General features: G+C 42.2%; 17 protein-coding genes. 3 read left to right on the top strand and 14 right to left on the bottom strand.

Going from position 1 to position 20,542, the window contains the following annotated elements:
- Nucleotides 1-27 precede the first annotated feature (27 nt).
- The 14 genes from ACP7AE_RS03580 to ACP7AE_RS03515 all read right to left on the bottom strand — a co-directional run bounded on the left by ACP7AE_RS03580 (nt 28) and on the right by ACP7AE_RS03515 (nt 15,121).
- The gene (locus tag ACP7AE_RS03580) at nt 28-1,845 is read right to left on the bottom strand and encodes an ATP-binding protein (RefSeq protein ID WP_426241397.1); all 1,818 of its coding nucleotides are present in this window, start codon (nt 1,843-1,845) and stop codon (nt 28-30) included.
- 21 nt (nt 1,846-1,866) lie between these two features.
- Entirely contained in the window at nt 1,867-2,718 is an 852-nt protein-coding gene (locus tag ACP7AE_RS03575; RefSeq protein ID WP_296239636.1) for a tRNA threonylcarbamoyladenosine dehydratase, read from the bottom strand.
- Nucleotides 2,719-2,883: 165 nt separating this feature from the next.
- Entirely contained in the window at nt 2,884-3,864 is a 981-nt protein-coding gene (locus ACP7AE_RS03570) for a TatD family hydrolase (RefSeq protein WP_426241395.1), read from the bottom strand.
- 187 nt (nt 3,865-4,051) lie between these two features.
- On the bottom strand, nt 4,052-4,228 hold the full coding sequence (locus ACP7AE_RS03565; protein WP_426241393.1) for a hypothetical protein: 177 nt from the start codon (nt 4,226-4,228) through the stop codon (nt 4,052-4,054).
- 237 nt (nt 4,229-4,465) lie between these two features.
- Complete coding sequence (gene gspD, locus ACP7AE_RS03560) at nt 4,466-6,712, bottom strand: type II secretion system secretin GspD (RefSeq protein ID WP_426241391.1); 2,247 nt, start codon at nt 6,710-6,712, stop codon at nt 4,466-4,468.
- Nucleotides 6,713-6,866: 154 nt separating this feature from the next.
- Nucleotides 6,867-7,763, bottom strand: a complete 897-nt coding sequence (locus tag ACP7AE_RS03555) for a type II secretion system protein N (RefSeq protein WP_426241389.1) — start codon at nt 7,761-7,763, stop codon at nt 6,867-6,869.
- On the bottom strand, nt 7,764-8,591 hold the full coding sequence (gene gspN, locus ACP7AE_RS03550; RefSeq protein ID WP_201540262.1) for a type II secretion system protein N: 828 nt from the start codon (nt 8,589-8,591) through the stop codon (nt 7,764-7,766).
- A gap of 346 nt (nt 8,592-8,937) precedes the next feature.
- On the bottom strand, nt 8,938-9,261 hold the full coding sequence (locus ACP7AE_RS03545) for an H-NS family nucleoid-associated regulatory protein (RefSeq protein ID WP_045453321.1): 324 nt from the start codon (nt 9,259-9,261) through the stop codon (nt 8,938-8,940).
- 430 nt (nt 9,262-9,691) lie between these two features.
- Complete coding sequence (locus ACP7AE_RS03540; RefSeq protein ID WP_201540263.1) at nt 9,692-10,129, bottom strand: BLUF domain-containing protein; 438 nt, start codon at nt 10,127-10,129, stop codon at nt 9,692-9,694.
- 63 nt (nt 10,130-10,192) lie between these two features.
- Nucleotides 10,193-10,711 (bottom strand): BLUF domain-containing protein, encoded by a 519-nt coding sequence (locus ACP7AE_RS03535; protein ID WP_426241386.1) that lies wholly within the window; start codon nt 10,709-10,711, stop codon nt 10,193-10,195.
- Nucleotides 10,712-10,825: 114 nt separating this feature from the next.
- Entirely contained in the window at nt 10,826-11,437 is a 612-nt protein-coding gene (locus ACP7AE_RS03530; RefSeq protein WP_201540264.1) for a hypothetical protein, read from the bottom strand.
- 683 nt (nt 11,438-12,120) lie between these two features.
- Complete coding sequence (ssb, locus tag ACP7AE_RS03525) at nt 12,121-12,744, bottom strand: single-stranded DNA-binding protein (protein WP_201581943.1); 624 nt, start codon at nt 12,742-12,744, stop codon at nt 12,121-12,123.
- Between the two features lie 264 nt (nt 12,745-13,008).
- Nucleotides 13,009-13,620 carry a DUF3833 domain-containing protein gene (locus ACP7AE_RS03520; RefSeq protein ID WP_426241384.1) on the bottom strand — a complete coding sequence of 204 codons (612 nt, stop codon included), beginning with the start codon at nt 13,618-13,620 and terminating at the stop codon, nt 13,009-13,011.
- Nucleotides 13,621-13,756: 136 nt separating this feature from the next.
- Nucleotides 13,757-15,121 (bottom strand): MFS transporter, encoded by a 1,365-nt coding sequence (locus ACP7AE_RS03515; protein ID WP_426241382.1) that lies wholly within the window; start codon nt 15,119-15,121, stop codon nt 13,757-13,759.
- 678 nt (nt 15,122-15,799) lie between these two features.
- On the opposite strand from ACP7AE_RS03515, the gene uvrA reads away from it, so the two are divergent.
- From uvrA to ACP7AE_RS03500, 3 genes are all read left to right on the top strand, one after another.
- A complete protein-coding gene (gene uvrA / locus ACP7AE_RS03510; RefSeq protein ID WP_426241380.1) occupies nt 15,800-18,706 on the top strand; it encodes an excinuclease ABC subunit UvrA in 2,907 nt (968 codons plus the stop codon).
- A gap of 305 nt (nt 18,707-19,011) precedes the next feature.
- Nucleotides 19,012-19,278, top strand: a complete 267-nt coding sequence (locus ACP7AE_RS03505; protein WP_372860084.1) for a hypothetical protein — start codon at nt 19,012-19,014, stop codon at nt 19,276-19,278.
- A gap of 130 nt (nt 19,279-19,408) precedes the next feature.
- The gene (locus ACP7AE_RS03500; RefSeq protein WP_426241378.1) at nt 19,409-20,434 is read left to right on the top strand and encodes a P-loop NTPase fold protein; all 1,026 of its coding nucleotides are present in this window, start codon (nt 19,409-19,411) and stop codon (nt 20,432-20,434) included.
- Nucleotides 20,435-20,542 lie beyond the last annotated feature (108 nt).

Below are 20,542 nucleotides of genomic sequence, written 5' to 3'. Positions count from 1 at the left end.
AACCTTCTATAAATATCTACCAAAACACTACTCTGCTGATGAGTGTTTCTGTATCAGCCAATATTGTACCAACGCATTTAACTGCTCTTGTTTAAAAGGCTTGGTACAGTAATCTTGCATCCCAACTTTTAAATACTTTTCGCGCTCACCGTCCATTGCATTGGCGGTCAACGCAATAATAGGTGGTAATGATTGAGGATCATAGAGTTCATGCAATTTAATAGTGGCCTGTACGCCATCTAAAATAGGCATATGATGGTCCATTAAAATGACATCATAACGCTCAGGTGAGAGCGCAAAAATTTCAATAGCCTGCTGCCCATCAGTGACATGCGTGACCGTATGACCACTATTATTCAGGGCTTTTTTAGCGATGATGGCATTGACGGTATCGTCTTCAACCAACAATATATGACCAGCTCGCTCATGGGTCGGCTCAATCATCGTAAAGTCATTTGACTCTTGCCACATCTCATACTGGCTTTCATCAATAGTCGGTAGCGGTAATAAAACACTGAACGTAGTGCCCACACCTACTTCGCTATCCACATCGATATAACCGCCCATCAAATCAACTAAAGACTTACAAACCGAGAGTCCTAGACCTGTGCCACCATAAAGACGGTGTGTGAATTTATTTGCTTGGTCATAAGCATCAAATATTGCATCCAATGACTCAGCTTTGATGCCGACACCCGTATCTGTGACTTCAATGCATAAGGTCATGACTTCATGATAGATGGTATTACTGATAGCTTCTTGAGCCGTTATTTTGCTGAGATCACTTGCCGAAATACCTTGAGCCCGATATTGGTCAGCGCTGCCATCGTCAAAACCATCACAATGACAATTGGGTACATGTTTGACATCAATAGTGACTCGCCCGCCCTCACGAGTGAATTTAATCGCATTATTAACAAGGTTTGCTAAAATTTGTTTGAGGCGTACCGGATCGCCTTGTACATAGGGCGATAACGACTCAGTATAATGGTAGTCTAAAATGAGCCCTCGCTGACGTGCTTTGACAGCAAAGAGGCTGACCACCTCATTACATAATGCAGATAAGTTAACAGGAATAGAATCAATGGTCATTTTCCCAGATTCTACTTTCGATAAATCTAAAATCCCGTTAATGATGGCCATCAAATGCTCATTGGAAACTTTGATATTGTCCACGTATTCTTGTTGCTCACTGCTGAGTTTGGTCTCACCAAGCATCTCCACCATACCAATAATGCCATTCATTGGGGTACGGATTTCATGACTCATATTGGCCAAAAAGTCTGATTTCATCTCATTGGCATGTTTGGCATTACGCTGCTTATCCTGTAGCTGCAAGGCATCAGCCGCCATCATCGCAAATTGAGCCAACACCTTTGCTTTTTGCTCATCAAAGTCATGATTGGGCTTCATATCCATCACACACAGCGAGCCCAAACGATAGCTTTTATTGTCCTCATGCAAGATAATTGGCGCACCAGCATAGAACTGTAGGTATGGCGATTCTGTCACTAGGGGATTGTGGCTAAAGCGACTGTCTTTGGTTAAATCCGGTACTACAAAGACGTCGTTAGAGAGCACGGTATAATTGCAAATAGCTACTTCACGCGTCGTGCGGCAAACACCGCCCAGTCCTTGGACAGATTTTAGATACTGTGTTTCTTCGTCCATGAAAGTGATGGTCACGACTGGTACATCAAAAAATAGCTTTGCCAGATCAATTAGACGCTTAAATGCAGGCTCATCATTGTCGTTGAGCACCTGATACTTCCTAAGCTTATTGATGCGTTCTACTTCATCTGCCGCTACTGGGTAGCTGTGTTTAGGTGCGTTCAATATAGACAAGATAGACTCCATTAAATAAGATCAGACGCTCGGCTTGATGCCTGCCTGTTTTATTAATAACTGTAATGCTTCACTCACCATAATCATCGCAACCACCGATGTGACCACTACTGCTGAGCCGTAACCACCACACTGCAAACCGCCTGTCTGACAACTCTTATCTACACGTGGTGGCTCTGTAGAGTAGACACACTTGATACCGAACTTTTCTTTTAGTGTACTATTAATGCCTTTTTCGTGGCGCAGCTTATTGCGTAATTTGGCAAGTAAAGGATCTTGGTAACTGTCACGCAAGTCACTCACCCTAATCTGACTAGGGTCTATCTTGCCACCTGCGCCGCCTGCACACACCAGTTTTAATTTATTAAAACGACAATGTAGCGCGATGGCAAGCTTGGCATTCATATCATCTACGCAGTCCAAAATGACCATAGGTCTGCCTTGAGCGATAGCGGCTTTTGCTTCATCGCGACTTGGCAATAAAGTGGCGACGTTTTCTACAGTTAAAAAATCATCGATCAAGTTTAGCGTTACTTTGGGATTAATTTCACGAATACGGGTGGCCATCGCTGCAATTTTACTCTCACCAAAGGTGCTGTCTAGTGCAGGCAACTGCCGATTGACATTGGACGCAACCAATACGTCCAAATCGATCAACGTAATAGTGCCCACTGCCGTTCTTGCCAAAGCCTCAGCTGCCCAAGAACCAACGCCTCCGACGCCAATAACGTATACATGCGCATCGGCAAAAGTAGTGACAGCTGTCGTACCATAAAGAGTGCGCGTACCTTGAAAACGGCGCTCATATTGCACATTGTCTTCGCTCAGCTCTTCTGTCTTTGTAACGTCTTCGGTGCCAATGGACTCTGTCATTATTTGCTCAAATGGTTTTATTTCACTCATAACAGATTAAATGCTCTTTTAAATTATTTTGGTGACGCTTATATTACGTTAATTTCTTTATTCACGGCTATCTCATTCACTATCATATCAATGGCTAGCCATACAATAAACCGTCAGTGACTAAAATATGTGGCACTACGACAGCGGATAATCCCATTTTGTTTGCAAAGCACTGCAACTGTTGTGCCACAATTGCTTAGCAAAACTGGCGGGTGGTACATTGAGCAACTCACTCAAGCTTAGCAACACCCATGGCAAGTTGGCAGGTACATTTCTATTATGTACGGCTCGTGCACTGTCTGATTTTTGAGTTGGCACTGATGAATCAGGGTCAGATATTTGACACATGATAGGCGTCATATCAGGGCAATCCGTTTCTATCACCAAACATTCAATGCCATAGCTATCAACCGCTGCTTGAATGGCGCGGCGCAGTTTCTTAGCATTGGGATTAGTGATTTGACCGGTAACCCCAAGCTTAAATCCCAACTTAACAAATGCTTTGGCTTCTTGCGTCCCACCACTAAAACTATGCGCGATACCGCCAAGTTTGTGCGCATCGTAGTCATGCGCTTTTAGTATGGCCAACGCTTCTGCATGTGCTTTACGAATATGCAGCATCACTGGCAGCTGATGAGTCACCGCCATGTCCAATTGTGCCTTAAAAAATCGTACTTGTTTGGCAAATATGTCAGGCGCTTTCATCGCCTCAGTAAAGGTGTCTAAACCAATCTCGCCGATTGCTAATGGGCGTTTATCAGCAATCCTTTTTGCCATAGCGGTTAAATGATCGTCAGTATGTTGTTTAATATAAAAAGGATGCAAACCGACCGCAATATGGCTACTAAAATCTGACACTTTTTGTCTATCGACATTGGCTGTCGTAGGTAATGACAGCGTATTTAACAGGCGCTCAGTCTCATACATCCGCTCAAAATGCTGATATAGATAACCCACTAATATCAGATGGCGTACCCCCTGATTGTGAGCCTGCTGCGTCAGTATTTCTCTATCATCATCAAATATAGGGGCATCAAAATGAGTATGCGTGTCAATGAGAGGATAAATAGTAGATAAGGGCTGTTTAATCATCTTAGGTGAATCGATAGGGGTCATTGATAGACTCCAAAATTAATAGTTTTCAGCGAGGCGTTCCGTGATTTGTCATTCAATAGACATTATTTGTCATTTTGTAGCAATAACCACATCAATGAACACTTTAGAATGGCAACTTTATTTAAAATGATTTCGACAGTTAAAAAATGCCAATCAACAAAAGAGCTTTTGATAAGTAAAGAGACCTTCAACACGCCCTATTAGTATTATCATGATTGGCTTTTGCATTGTGCTCATCTGATACATTGTGCTCATCTAACGCTCTGGTATCAGCTTGTCGACTGCTACGCCGAGGAATCACCAATAAGGCGGTGGCAGCGACTGCTAATAAAAACCACTTTTTAGTATTTGTATGACTTGTCATTGCTTCCACCCCTACCTTTATATCATCATCTGCAATATTTATCAGCAAGTGTTCATACTTACTACTCAATTACTCATTAGTATACTGCGATATAAAAACTGCTATGTTTATCTGTGTTATGAATACGCAAGCTAATGTACGGCGTAGTTTATTTATTACACCGTGTCTCTACATGCTATAAGAATAGGAGGCAAGCGCTTTATTAAGCTATCATTAATAAAGCGCTTTTTTGAGTGCTTAACGGTTTAAAGGGTAAGTTGTCATACCATTATTAGGACTGTCTACTTTGGTAAAACCTTGAGACTGAGACTTTGGTGTCTGATCGCGCTTAGGAACAAGGGGATTGAGCGGCATCAATTCATAATCTGCGCTAACATCGCCATTCCAACCTTCCGTACCGCTCAATGGCAGCTGTTTAATGGTACCGTTTTTATCAATGACCAATTGTAGGACGCGCATTTGGTTAAATTTGCGTTCGGTGACACTGGCGACTGCCCTGCCATCACGTAAAATGGTTGGCTGTAAAAATATGATTAAGTTGCTTTTTTGCGTCGTGTCATTGTCAGAGCGGAACAGTCTACCAATGACTGGTACATTACCCAAGCCAGGGACTTTTTGTTGGCGCGTGGTGCTGTTTTCACGCATCAAGCCACCGAGAGCAATGGTCTGCTGATCATCAGCCAGAATCGTCGTATTGATGAGGCTTTTATTGGTGATCAAACCACTGGCGTTACCCGTACTGCCAGGCACCACCGACGAGACTTCTTGCGAGACCTCCAAGCGTACGGTGCCATTGTCGCCAATATGAGGAATGACATTTAGGTTGATACCAATATCCTGACGATCGATGGTTTGAAAGGGGTTGCTAGAATCGTTGCCACTGGTGGTAAAGGAGCCTGTCACAAAAGGCACGTTTTGACCCACTAAAATACTGGCTTTTTCGTTGTCCAATGTCAAAATTGATGGCATAGACAGCAGATTGGCACTGGTAGAAGAATCAAGTGCTTGCAAGATAGCCCCATAAAACTGGGTGTTTCCCTGACTGTCTTTGCTGCTATCACCAATACCAATCAAAGCACCAGCTATCGAGCCTGCTGCTGCACTGATACTGGCGGCACCGCCACCCAACGCCGCGGCAGCAAGTGCTGTAGCACTCGCGCCTACGTTATTGAAGTTTACGACTCCGTAGCCGCTATTGGCATTGCCAAGCGCCCATTGCACACCAAGCTGGGTCGCATCATCACCTGACACTTCTACAATAGCCGCTTGAATCAATACTTGCGCGCGGCGACTGTCCAACTGATTGACCGCATCTTCAATCTCAAACATCAGCTCAGGTGCGGCATTGACAATAACGGCATTTTGGGTTTCATCAGCGATAATACTAAAAGGTCGCCCGCCAACACCTGTACCAGTACTACTCGAATTGGCACCAGAGGTCGCTGAGGTCGACGCGTTGTTCGTTGTGTTAGTGCTAGACTCATTAGTCAAAGTAGCGCCAGTGCTACTGGAATCATTCAATGATGCCGACTCTAACGAGGACGTTGCTCCAGCGCTATTAATAGATTGATTGGCGAGCAATCCGCGTAGCATATCTGCAATATGACCTGCACTGGCGTATTTTAATCGAAAGACGCGCAGACCACTCAAACGCCTTGTAGGCGTGGTGTCCAATTGATTGACCATCTCTTTGACTTTAGCAATCATCTCCGGACTGCCTTTCACTAACAATCTATCACTAGAGGTATCAGCGATGACTTTAAGCTGGTTATTACTACCTTGTGCTTGCCCGCTACCAGCGCTTGCAACCAAAGCGCTAATCAATTCCATCATACGTTCAGCATCGACGTGACGTAGTGGTATCACTTGCAAACTGTCATTGACGTTGCTATCTAAATCGCGGATAAGCGAGGTCAGCTGATTAAGACTATCTGCACGATCGGACAATACCAAGGCATTGACGCCAGGCACGGCAGCGGCATGAGCTGATTGGGGCATAAGCGGACGGATGACACCCAGCACTTCTGCAGCTTGAGTATTGGTTAAATAAATAACACGAGTAGCTAATGCCTCACCAACACTGTCACCACGTAAATCAACAGCCACACCAGATTGTTTGGCGACATTATCTGGCACCAATTTAATGGTCGTTCCCGAGTCAATCGCTGCAATACCGTTGACTTGCATCACACTCAAAAACAGCTGATAGATTTCGTCACGCGACAAGGCTTTGTTAGAAATTACCGTCACATTGCCATTGATACGCGGATCAAGGACAAAGTTTTGGTCAGTGATGGTTGCCACCTCATTAATAAAGGCTTTGATATCGGCATCTTGTAAGTTGACTTTCCAGCTCTCAGCACTCGCAAGACCCGTACTGGCAGCCCATAATGGTACGGCTAGGCAAAGAGGACGACACAGGCGCATCAGGCGCTGCAAAACATGGTACAGAGGCGTGACTGAAAAATTATGAAAACTTACCATATTGATGATTACCTACAGTGATGTCGCTTAGTATGTACTGGATTTATTGTGTGCTAAGGTGCTCAATGATTGCTTTGCTCACTTAATATTCTGCCCACAATGGCATTATTTAAGTGGCACTATCTAAATACTTGTTTACTTAAAACTTATTTGCTTAAAACTGCTGACGAATGGTAATGACTTGATCGCCGCGTTGCACCTCTATTTGCGCCTCACCTGATTGCTGTACCTGTTGCAGCACACTAGCATCTTGGGCAGGATTACTACCCACGCTTTGACCATTAACCGTTAGCACTTTATCACCTGGCTCAAGCCCTAGGCGATTACGCAGCTTTGCTGGCATTGCAGGCGTTACTTGATAGTTTTCCCCTGCTGCCATAACCCCCATCCTACTCAAATAACTGGCGGGGTTTTCTTGCAATTCTGTGACCGCCTCATCGATAGCAGATTGCGGGCTACTGTCACTGCCTGTCGCAGCGGACTCTTCCTCAGTATTTTGTGTAGGCTGAGGGGCGTTTGGCAACATGCTGTTATCTGGCAAGCGCTGATTACTGACGGCACCTGCGATCATGTCACTTTGGTCTAATGGCATCGCGGCTGGCATGCTAATGACGGTTTGCTTGTCACTAGCATCAGCGATGACAACCGAGTTCCAATCGACAGCGACAAGGGTATAGCCACTGTCTTTTAGCGCGTCACCGATTCGATAGTTTTTCACTTCACCATTGACATCCAGTAGTGCCGAGGACATGCTCTCTGGCATTGCTAACAGAACGCCTTTTAGATTGACATTGGGCGGTGGCTGCACTGCTGCTGCAATAGGATCAGGGTCTGCAAAAATAGCAAATAATCCACTATAGTCCTTGCCAGATGCCGATGTATTTTGCAAAGCTGCTGGTGGCAACATCGGTGCCAATGGTGCTGCGAGCAACAACCATAGTAATCGAGCCGCTGTCCAGCATAACCAAGCAACAGCCAATAACAATACCCAACCTGAGAATCGATTAAGGGTGTTAAGCACAGGTTTTAAAGTTGTAGAAACATTCATCATCTAGCGTGTCCCCAGCCCATTTAGCAACGGCTGACGCACACTAACAACTGGCGTATCTTGGGGTGCTTGCCCTTTATACTCAGGCATACTTTCTAATAAACGCTGCGTCAAACTGACATCCAACATATTATCGCCATCGATATATAAGTCGCCCAAGCGCTTATCTTGATTGTTTAATAAATTGATATGGAGTAGGTTTTTATTGTTTTTTTGCTCGGCACTTAACTCAGCACGCATCGTAGGCATGGTCAGATAAAAAACCTTGCCACCGCTAGGATAACCTATCTCACCGCCGACCCATGTCAACTGACCATCGGCTTGAGTAAAACCAGATGGATTTTTTGTTGAAGCATTTTCTGCGGCGGCAATTGAGCCAGACTGACGGCTGAGCGAGACATTATTGACCTGAATCGGTGTATTGGGCAATTGCCAATCAACCAAACTTGCCAACGTCTCAGGTGCTATCTTGCCGCTCATATTATCCACTTGCCATGAGCTGGTGCCTATTTTTACTTGTCCATTGAGGCGAGTTTGTGCTGAATTGATATCGACCTCTGCACTTATCTTACCCAATAACAAATGCCATGGCTGCCACGACCATTCTGCCGTACCTGTGAGCGGTGTCGCTGCTAAAGGCATCTGCCAGATAACGGAGCCTTGCCATAAATTACCCGACACATGCTGTACATAAGGCGTTTCGGGAGCATACTTTTCAAGCAGCCACGCCGCTGGCATTTGCAACACAGCAAATAATGCAAATAATACAAACCCAACCAGCCACCACAGCTTACGAGGGCGCTTATGAGACGACGCAGATACTTGGGGCACGGTTGCATAACTCTTATATAAGACAAAAACGTCATTATCATAACAAACAATGGCATACAGATGACAGAAAAAAAGCCAGTATCTTTTTACCAACATAATGGCAATAAAGATACTGGCTTTTATCAGCTTCTAAGACGAAAGGACTATCACGATCAAACGCTATCATTACACACAAATCATGAGAAACAAGCCCGATGATCAGAGTAGATATAACATGGCGCTTTTTTAAAACAGAACTTATTTAAACAAGCGCTTATTTAGACGAGCGCTTATTTTAAATAGCCTTTAATAAAAATTGTACCTTGCTAAATTTAAACCGACATCATCTTGTTAGCCACTACACTATTTAGATAGCAAAATCTTCGATACTACGACCTGCTGCTAGCGCTTCAACCAACCACGTTGGCTTGCGACCACGGCCAGTCCATGTTTCTTCGTTATTGTCAGTATTGCGATACTTGATGCTGCGTTTTTTCTCTAGCGTTTCACCAGCTTTTAGAATCTCTTCGATAGAGGCATTGCTGTCTTCTGCAATTTTCTCAAACTGCATATAAGCGTCATACAAACGCTGATGTTGTTTTTTGGCAATAAGCTGCTGGGCATTTTCAGTGATGGCACGTAGCTCATCAACGTTCAGGTTTTCTAAATCAATGGCGGTATTTTTGCTCATAATAAATCCAACTGTAAGATAAAAAATATAACCTTAATAGATATTATTCACTATTAAGAACTAAGAATGACGTATTCATCATTAAATACAACGATGAATGTCACAAATCGATATTTTTTCAACCAAATAAAATATTGTTAGACACAATACCTAAGGGCATAGATAATATAAACAAAAAACCTTGCTATCACAACAGTAGATTATTATATCTTCTATAACAAAAGTCAGTGAATAGTAAAATCGGGTAAATGAAAAACTACTATTTATTTAATAGTTATTCGTAAACAGTTATTAATTTTAAGATAAAACCAGTCTTTATAAACAATATCCTAAAAACGGTTAAACGAATAACTCAGCAAACATAAATCCATAAAAAATAGCAACCGATTGTTTCCATATATACCTACCGATTAGTTAAAATCGCCATTGATTAATCATGCTGATCACTAAGCTCATTCATCAAATTATAGGCTGCTTCGGCGCTCAATAAATAGGGATTAAAATCAATCGTTGTCGAATATTTTAAATAAATCGCCGCATTTTTTTCAGTCGGGGAAGCATAATTCATAGACCATTTAGACCATGCTCGATGCTTTAATTCACGTGTTTCAATAAGTTGTAAGTCATGATGACGCGGATCAGCAATTAAACTATATAACAGACGATTGATCTGTGCTCTTGGCCCTTCAATGGTTTGCAAAAAATAATCTTTATTAAACGTCAGCATACCAGTGATGCCATTGGCGGCATTATTTACTTGTGCTTGCTGCAAGATTTCGTTGAAGTCGTTGGCCGATACATCTGGGTTGGCACGGCTAGCGTATGTCATGCTCATCAAAATGTGTGCATCTTCCATTGCTGATGTCATATCTTATCTCTTATAAAAAATCATGGATGTGATGGTTTTTTAGCGTTTATAAATATCAGTCAATTAGCCAATAGAAAACCATGGTTTCTTTTTCGTAGCGGCGCGCGCTGCTTCTTGCTCTTGAAGATCTGATAACGTCTCAATTAACATCATGATTTGATTGGTGTTCATCAAATAAGGATTAAACTGAGTACCTGTCGAAAACTTGAGCGCAAGTCCTTTGTTTTCATCGCTCGGAATCAAATACTTCATTGACCATTTACTCCAATGGCGCAGCTCTACTTCACGGCATTCAATGACTTGTAAGGCATGATGCCGATCATCTTTAACCAGTTTTCTGAGCAATTCATTAATGACGGGTCTCGCCCCTTCAATACTTTGCAAAAAATAATTGTGATTGAACACCAAAGCACCCGTAATACCATTGCGCTCATTGTTTTGCTGAGCTTGTGCCAGGATGCGCGTTACTTCACCTTTAGGATTGTCGGTGTTATAACGGCTAATATAAGTTAAACGTAGAATAATATGCTCGCCATGATGCATTTTTAGACGATTTAATTCTGAAAGCTCAGCTGATTCCACAAAACACTCCAATTAGTTTGCTAAACTTTTCATTTATCCCCACCCAGCTACTGTCTTTTATAACCAAGTATTTGTGGTATAAGTCATTTTTTTATAACATAAGTCGCGTATATATTAACGTTGAATTTTTTTGATAAAATCATTCATGCCGCGTGATAAATTACTGCTACTAGTGCTCTGTATTTCTTTGACCAAGCTCAATAATTGCGAGCTATCCGCGCATTGTTCTAAACTCAACAAGTAACCCCAAGCTTCTACTGGTGGTGCGTTTTTTTCAATATAGTTAGCCAACTCTGACTTTATCGTTTCGTAGCTCGCACCAGATAACCTAGCCTTGAAAATACTACTGATTGATTTCTTGCCTAATGCTGCCATTTTATTGAGACCTTTATCATTAAAGGTGCGATCAAACTCTGTCTCAATATTTCGTTCAGACGACGATGATTGAGACTGATCAGCCGTCGGTGCTTGCGGCGCAGTGAATGTTTGGGAGGCAGCATTATCAGCGCCCACTATCTCTATGCACTCAAGCCCTAACAGCAACTCAAATAGTGGTGCAACACCGCCAAAATCGGCAAACATTTTGCTACGGTCAAGCGTATCAAGATAGCTTTGATACGTGCGTTTGCCATCGATCATAATGAGCAATGTTCTCGCTTCACGCGGCAATATGCCGAGACTCTGAGATTTAATCTCTTCTCTGCCCAAATCAGTTTTTTGAAACACATCACCATCTTTCATTCTTTGTACTCAGCAATAGCAGTAAGGTGGGCACTTTTATAGTCAATTGATTATAAAAGCGTGACAGCTTTAACCTTTCACATTGAACCAACCCTATCGTAAGCGGTCGACCAGATGAATTTTTATTATTTCAGCCATTGAACAGTCAGATTTTGACTTTTCAGTGGCTAATAAAAATTGCTTTAAATCAAAGCCCCACATTTAATATTGTTTGAATTATTGATTCGAGTGGATTATATCAACCCATTTAATGAACCGTTAGCATTAATTAAATCCAATAGAACAGACGGTCTATATAGGATATGAAAGGTAGTTTTCATAAATTTCAATATAAAATTTGATAAAATAATGAGAATAAAAAAATCGATAAAGCAGGTTAATATTTATCCGCTTTATCTTCTTACTAAATCGTTTGCCACCCAATAATTAATTTTCTATTTTTTCAAATAACCATCAGGGCGCAACTATAAAAACCAACAAACGTTTTACTTTTTTAGCGAGATAATATCGCAATTGACAAAGTCTATCTTTCTTAACGCGCTCACTCTCATACGACCTTTATGGGCACTATAGAAAATTTATTTTTTTAAGTCATTTATCACTAGCCATAAAAAAACCCTGCAATTGCAGGGTCTTCTATAGATTATTCTTAACAGATAACGTATTCCTCAAAACGGAATATCATCATCGACAGGGCCGTCTGGCATTGCTGTTGGCTTTGACTGTGCAGGCTTTTGCGCAGGTTGATTGAATTGATTCTGCTGAGCAGGTGCGCTTTGATTGTTAAAGCTGTTTTGACCACCTTGAGCAGCTGACTGGTTGTAACCGCCTTGCTGTGCTGGCTGATTGTTTGCTTGCTGACCAAAGTTGTTTTGACTGTTTTGGCCACCTTGATTGCCATAGCCACCACCTTGACCCTGATTTTGACCGCCAAAGCTATTATCACTTTGACCACCAGTCGCCCCATCTAGCATTTGCATTTGCTCAGCACGAATCTCAGTAATATAACGGTCTTGACCATTGGGATCTTGATATTTACGGGTACGCAAACTGCCTTCGATATAAACTTTACTGCCTTTACGCAAATACTGCGCGGCAATTTCACCCAAACGATTAAATAGAGAAATACGATGCCATTCCGTCGCTTCTCTTTTTTCGCCACTTTGCTTGTCGGTCCACTGCTCTGACGTTGCAACCGAGATATTGGTCACGCTACCGCCGTTATTAAATTGACGTGCCTCAGGGTCTGCTCCAAGGTTACCGATGATGATAACTTTATTAACTCCGCGCATGATACCGTCCTTTTACTTATGAATAATTTTATGAATCGCTTTAATGACTGTGCAGCTAAGCGCATTCATTAATGATTTTACTGTAATCAATTTTTATTGGAATATCTACAAGCTATCTATTAAAGACGACAATCTATGTCGTTTAGATATATATTATAATTTTTGGGTTTAAAAAACCATGATATTGCTATTTTGCCATTTTATTAAGCGAATTAATACTATTACCAGTTACTGACTTATCAACTCACTCTGCCCTTTATAAACTTATTTAGAATCATTGCTCTCGTTATTGCGATGCATACTCAAGGTGACGCTACCCAGCTCTACGCCAAATTTTTTCATGACTGAGCGATTGAGCATGACGTTTTTATCAACCAGATACATCCAGTCATCAAAATTTACTTTGTAGGTTTTATCCTCAACGGGTAGCTCTAACAAGTAATTCCAATGCAAGGTATTGCCAACCACTTTCCCTGTTGCCTCGCCAATGACATCGCCTGCTGTGCCTTTCCAGCTATCATCAGCTTGTTTGGTCAATCGCCATATACGCTGTGATTTTGACCCATCTGCCCATGAGAATTTTTCATCTAAAACGATGACATTATCGCCTTCTTGAGTGGCATCAATATCGACGTAAAAGCGTTTTTTGACCTCGCCATTGCGACCTTGAAACATGCCCCAACCATCGATTTGACCTGAGAAGAACTCATGCATATCGAGCGTCGGCGTGCTGTGCTGATAGGCCTGAATGTTTTGTGTGGCGCAACCTGAGAGTAGTAACGTGGCTGATAGACCAGCACCTATTGCCAGCTTGGCCATGACTCGAGGTGCAATATTTTTCCTAACACCACCAGAAAACATCGTAAACTTACTCATATTAATTCCTTTTAAATAGAGATAAAGATTTATCGTTCACTTATTAATAATGGCTGTCTATCTAGTCGTTGTCTACTCAGGTTTTGCCTATTCAACCTTACCTCTACTCGCCTAAGTACGTTGTCTATACCGTTTGTTAAATATCTAGCGGACTCTGTGCCAAACTCGATAACTGCATCCGCGAGTCATCTGTCAATTGTGTCTTGTCTAGCTTGAGATAGGCCACTTGTTCTTTTGCCATCACGACCAGCTCATCCACGCCATCTACCGCCAGCATTTGCCGTGACCAGTCTTGGATATTGATATCCTTGGGAATCGTAACAGTGGTACTTGATAAATAAGGTGGCTGTGCAATCGGAATGATAATGAGCAGAGCAGCGGCCATAATGACGGCTAAAATACCCCATGCCAGCAAATTCGGCTGACTTAATAACAACCCACCCATTGCTCCACCGACAAACGCACCAAAAAACTGACTCGATGAATTTAGCCCCATCGCTGTTGCTTTATTGGCGACTGGGGCGCGCTTAGATATCCATGAAGGAATCGTTGCCTCAAGCAAGTTAAAGCCCATAAAGTACAACAACAGACCTAATATAATACCAACGCCAACCTGACTGCCAATGGCCAATATCGCTAAAGCAGCGGTCATTAACGCAATCGCGCCTAAGAATACTTGACGCATTTTGCGTTTCTTTTCAGCGATGATAATAAAAGGAATGGCGACAGAAAAACCGATAAATAATAAAGGCAGATATACTAAACCTTGCTGACGTACCGATAAACCCATCACTTCATTAAGCTGATGCGGCAATATCACAAATATCGCCGTCATGGTTAGATGCAGAGCAAAGATACCGATATGTAAACGGTTTAAATCGCCAATTTTTAGGACGGTCGCTAATTGTTGACCAATCGATTTATTGTCTAAATTGTGTTTAAGTACTCGTAACGGTGTCGGCACAAACAACAATAACAGCATTGCCAATACGGCAAAGCCTGAGGTCAACCAAAATAAACCAGAGATACCCAGCGAGCCAACCAATAACGGACCAAAGGCAAAAGCGAGCATGATAGAAGTCGCAATGGTCAAGCCCATCGTCGCCATTGCTTTGGTACGCATCTCTTCGCGCGTTACATCAGCCAATAACGCCATCAATACCGCAGAAACCGCGCCACTACCTGCCAGCGCCCGACCAATGATAACCTCGTAAATATCCGTCGCATTTGCCGCAATGATACCACCGAGAGCAAATAAGATGAGTCCTAAAAAGATAATCGGCTTACGCGGGAATTTATCCGCAGCCAAACTCATGGGAATCTGAAATATCGCCTGCCCTAGCCCATAAATACCGACGGCTAAGCCAATCAAAAACGGCGTCGCGTGCGCATAATTGTCACCATATACAGAAAACACAGGCACAATCATAAACAGACCAATCATCCGCAAAGCAAATATACCACCGACCCCGAGGATTGCCCGTTTCTCTACGCTATTCATACTTGCCTCACTGGTTCGTCATTGCTGATTTATCACTACTGCGCTGCTTATACTATTGTGATGCTATCAAGACTTTAGCTACAAATTAAGCCCACTAGTATAAGACATTCGCCGTTTGCTTGCCGAGACTTTTGTCTTATTGGTGCAGCCTCCTATACCGTCTCAACCCAAGCCATTCATATTACGCGATTATTTTGTTACCAACTGCATCGGATGCGCAATCACACCTTGAATAATGCGGTCGCCATGACAATAAAGTAAGGCGTCATAAACATTATTACTCGTCAGCTAGAGCGATCGCTTAGATGACAAACTCCTCTATAAAACGACATTTTGGTCAAAACCATGACAAAAGATGACTACTACTTAACATTGATTTGATTTAGATTTGCTTAGTCATACGAAAACCAATCACCTCAAAGGCTGTAGAATAAGAAAACAGCAAAATGAACGCCAAGCAGTATACCGCTCAGCAATTATAAAAATTAAAACAGTAAATTAGGCATCTATAGCTCTCACTTCATCAACGTATGAACACTTTATAAAAATATTATTTATAACCATATTATAAACTTACAAAATATTCACGTTTTTAACCAACCATTCTATTGATCTGTATTTAGCTTTTAATTTGAGATATTTTCAATCCCCTTTTAGCAAATAGGAAACCTAACACCGATGGCACACGAGTATATTAAGGTTCGCGGCGCACGCACTCATAATCTAAAAAATATCGATTTAGACATTCCACGCGATAAATTTGTGGTAATTACCGGTTTATCAGGTTCTGGTAAATCTTCATTGGCGTTTGATACGCTTTATGCTGAAGGGCAACGCCGTTATGTTGAAAGTCTTTCGGCTTATGCGCGTCAGTTCCTCTCGCAAATGGAAAAGCCCGATGTCGATAGTATCGAAGGCTTGTCACCGGCGATTGCTATCGAGCAAAAATCAACCAACCATAACCCGCGCTCAACGGTCGGTACGATTACCGAAATTTATGACTATCTGCGCCTGCTCTATGCGCGTATCGGTACTCCCTTTTGCCCAGAGCATGGCGAGCCAATGGTCGCGCAGTCGGTGACTGAAATGGTCGATCAAGTCATGGCGCTGCCCGATGATACCAAGATCATGATACTTGCACCGGTTATTCGTGAGCGTAAAGGCGAGCATACCGTGTTGCTTGAGCAGCTGATTGGTCAAGGATTTGTACGTGTGCGCGTCGATGGCGATGTCTACGATACTGACGAGCTACCAACGCTCGATAAAAAGAAAAAGCATACCATCGAAGTCGTCGTTGACCGCTTTAAAGTCCGTGATGATTTAGGTAACCGCGTCGCTGAAAGCTTGGAAACTGCTTTACGCTTAGGACAAGGTCTGGTCACGCTGCACTTTATGGATGGCAATCCAAAAGAAGGCGGCGATGACAATCAAGTCATGTCAGCTAAGCACTCTTGCCCTGTCTGTGATCGTGCCGTACCTGAGCTTGAACCGCGTATGTTCAGTTTTAACAATCCATACGGTGCGTGCCCAAGCTGTGATGGTCTCGGTAAACGTCAGTACTTCTCTGCCGAAAAACTGATTACCCATCATGAAAAATCGCTCAATCAAGGGGCGATCAATGGTTGGGATAAGCGTCATGCCTACTATTTTGGTTTGCTATCGACCGTTTGTAATCATTTTAAAATTGACATGGATGCACCGTGGCAAGATCTGCCAAAAGAACAGCAAGACCTGATTATGCAAGGTTCTGGTAAAGAGAAGCTGACGTTTAATTTTACTGATGAGCGCGGTCGTAAAACCAATAAGACCGTGCCATTTGAAGGGGTGCTTCCATACTTAGAACGCCGTTATGCTAAGACGCAAAGTAATCTCGTCCGTGACGAGCTAGCGAAATACTTGGCTGATACCACTTGTAACGTCTGTGATGGCGCGCGTCTCAATGAAATCTCGCGCAATGTCCGTGTCGATGACCAAACCATCGCTCAAATCGTTAAGCTGTCTATCGGTGACGCTGCTGACTATTATAAAACGCTCAAGATTGGCGGTCATAAAGGTGAAGTCGCGGAAAAAATCTTTAAAGAGATTAACGAGCGCTTAAACTTCCTCGTCAGTGTCGGACTTGATTATCTATCACTCGCCCGCTCTGCTGAAACATTATCAGGCGGTGAGGCGCAGCGTATTCGCTTGGCTAGCCAAATTGGCGCAGGACTGATGGGCGTGATGTATGTGCTTGATGAGCCATCGATTGGTCTACATCAGCGCGACAATGACCGTCTGCTAAAAACTCTAACGCGCTTACGTGATTTGGGTAATACCGTACTGGTCGTTGAGCATGATGAAGATGCCATTCGCCAAGCAGATCACGTCATCGATATCGGTATTGGTGCAGGTGTACATGGCGGTCATATTATCGCTCAGGGTACGGTCGATGACATCATGGCCAATAAAGAATCGCTGACTGGGCAATATATGTCTGGTAAGAAGAGAATCGAGATTCCAAGCATTCGTCATAAAGCCAAGACGATGGATGTTGAAATCACAGGTAAGACCAAAGCTCAAAAAGTTCCGATGACGATTGAGCTAAAAGGTGCCTCAGGTAATAACTTGCATGATGTAGATTTGACCATTCCCATTGGTATTATGACTTGTATCACGGGTGTCTCAGGTTCGGGCAAATCAACTTTGATCAACCGTACCCTTATGCCATTGGCAGCGACTCAGTTAAACAATGCCTCAACACTCATCGCGGATAAGCATGACAGCATCAGTGGTCTTGAGCATTTGGATAAAATGGTCGATATCGATCAAAGCCCGATTGGTCGTACCCCGCGCTCAAACCCAGCGACTTATACCGGTGTCTTTACGCCGGTACGTGAGATGTTTGCACAAACGCAAGAAGCACGCGCGCGCGGTTATAAACCGGGTCGCTTTAGCTTCAACGTAAAAGGCGGACGCTGTGAGATGTGTCAAGGTGACGGTCTTATCAAAGTTGAAATGCATTTCTTACCCGACATGTATGTGCCTTGTGATACCTGTGAGGGCAAGCGCTATAACCGCGAGACCTTAGAGATTCACTACAAAGGCAAGAGTATAGCCGATGTACTCGATATGACTGTTGAGGACGCGACTGAGTTCTTCTCAGCGATTCCAGCGATTTATCGTCGCCTGCAAGCCTTGATGGATGTGGGTCTAGGCTATATTCGCTTAGGTCAATCTGCCCCAACCCTATCAGGTGGTGAAGCGCAACGTGTTAAATTAGCGCGTGAGCTTGCCAAACGCGATACGGGACAGACGCTCTATATCTTGGATGAGCCAACCACTGGTTTGCATTTCCATGATATCGATAAGCTGCTCAATATCCTACATGCCCTACGCGATAAAGGTAATACCATCGTGGTCATCGAGCATAACTTGGATGTCATCAAAACGGCAGATTGGGTAATTGATTTGGGCCCTGAAGGCGGTAAAGGTGGCGGTATGATCATCGCAGAAGGTACGCCTGAACAAGTGGCCGAAGTCAAAGAGTCATACACGGGTATATTCTTAAAGCCGATGCTAGAGCAAGGCATGAAAGAAGTCAGCTAATACAAGTGAATGATTGATAAAAGGCCACTCTTTATAGGGTGGCCTTTTTTATTGGGTGAAATAAGGCTTTGTAAAACCTGCGCGCTATATATCTTGATTAATATATATAACGCGTTGCGTTACCTTTCTTAATATTTATTAAAGATACTTAAACGTTGATTGTATTAATATTTAAATCGTTAGATATGATGCGTAGACGCATACGATATAGAAATATCTGGTTAAAAACTGGGTAGCAAGCAATAGCACTTACACATTGACACAGCTAACCCCTATCCTATCCCTAAAACTCTCAAGGACTTCTTATGAAAAAATTACTGTTCATTGTCTTAGCATCTACTGTTGGCATTAGTGCCTGTGCGTCAAACGGTACATCAAATGGCTCAAACGATCGCAACCATCAAAGACCTGCTATGTCAGCAGACATGAAACAAGCCATGAATGATTGTGCTCAACGAGTTGGCGTAAAAATGAATAAAGAGAGTCGTCCAAGTAAAAGCGATATGAAGAAAATAGATTCATGCATGAGTGCAAAAGGGTTTGAGAAGCCTGCAGGCCAAGGTCGTCACTAATAACTAATGATTTCTAGATAATCGTTGATGAAAGGCTACTCTTTAGGGAGTGGCCTTTTTTGTTGGGTAGGAGTTTTATTTTGGTGTTAATATAATCGTTAATTTAAGAACATATGTAAGGCAATAAGCAATGGCAAATGTAGAAAATCTAGAAAAAAGACTTGTAAATCTTATCGAAACTGAAAAACCTTGTGCCATTGCTTTAACTGGCGAATGGGGAGTTGGGAAAACGCACCTGTGGAACGAAATTCGTGATAACAATGGAAAATCATTTTCTGGTAAGAAGTATGCCTACGTCTCTTTGTTTGGCTTGGATTCATTAGCAAGCCTAAAATCTGCCATTGCTATAGAAGTTCATAAATCAGTTGGGGTTAGTGACAGCATATGGAAAAAAGATATCCTCAAACCTACTAAAAAGTTTCTATCATCCCTGACAGGTAGCAGCATTGGAACTACTTCTGATGTGCGCATAGGACTGAATCTTGGTAATAATATTATTACTAGTGTTGTTTTTTCACATCTCAAAAATACATTAGTTTGCTTAGATGATATAGAAAGGAAATCAGATAGCTTACCAATGTCAGAAATATTGGGTTTGATAAACTATTTAAGAAATGAGCGTAAATGCCAAATACTGATGATAACGCATGACGAAGAATCAGAAGATAAAGAATATTTTGACAAAAATAAAGAAAAGGTGTTTGATGAAGTCCTAATTTTAGACGACTCATTATCAATTATTAAACGCGAGATTAGTGATGTCGAGACATTCCCTATCTACGAAAATTTCTATCAAAATATGGACGTTAGAAATCTTAGATTTTATCAGCGTGTTCAGAAAGTCTATCAGGAGATAATAAAATACTCATCATCTTTATCAAAGTTGAGCAAAGAAGAAATCCTAAGACAAATTCTTATTATCAAGCTTGTTAATGACATTCCTAAAGTTCTTGATATCGATATGAAAGAGTTAGAACTATACTTTTCTGAAGATGGTCTCGATGATCGATTAGATATATTTTTAAAAAATGATGATGAAGCGTTAAAAGCAAATGTTAGAACTAAAAAAGATGATGTAGAGAAAAAGCTTTCAAAATTCTACCCTAACTTTCGTATGAAAGGGTGGACTGAAGTTGTTATCGAATTGATTAGGTAATCCCCCCAATAAATAAGAACACTTAGAAATAGAGATTAACTGCTAAAATATACCAGCAGGAGAATCCTATGAAAAAGACACGCTTTACTGATAATCAAATCGTTAATA

Source organism: Psychrobacter sp. TWP2-1-2, assembly GCF_049896785.1.
Taxonomy (GTDB): Bacteria; Pseudomonadota; Gammaproteobacteria; order Pseudomonadales; family Moraxellaceae; genus Psychrobacter.
Note: the sequence above shows the minus strand (reverse complement) of the source record. Positions and strands in the feature narration are given on the sequence as shown.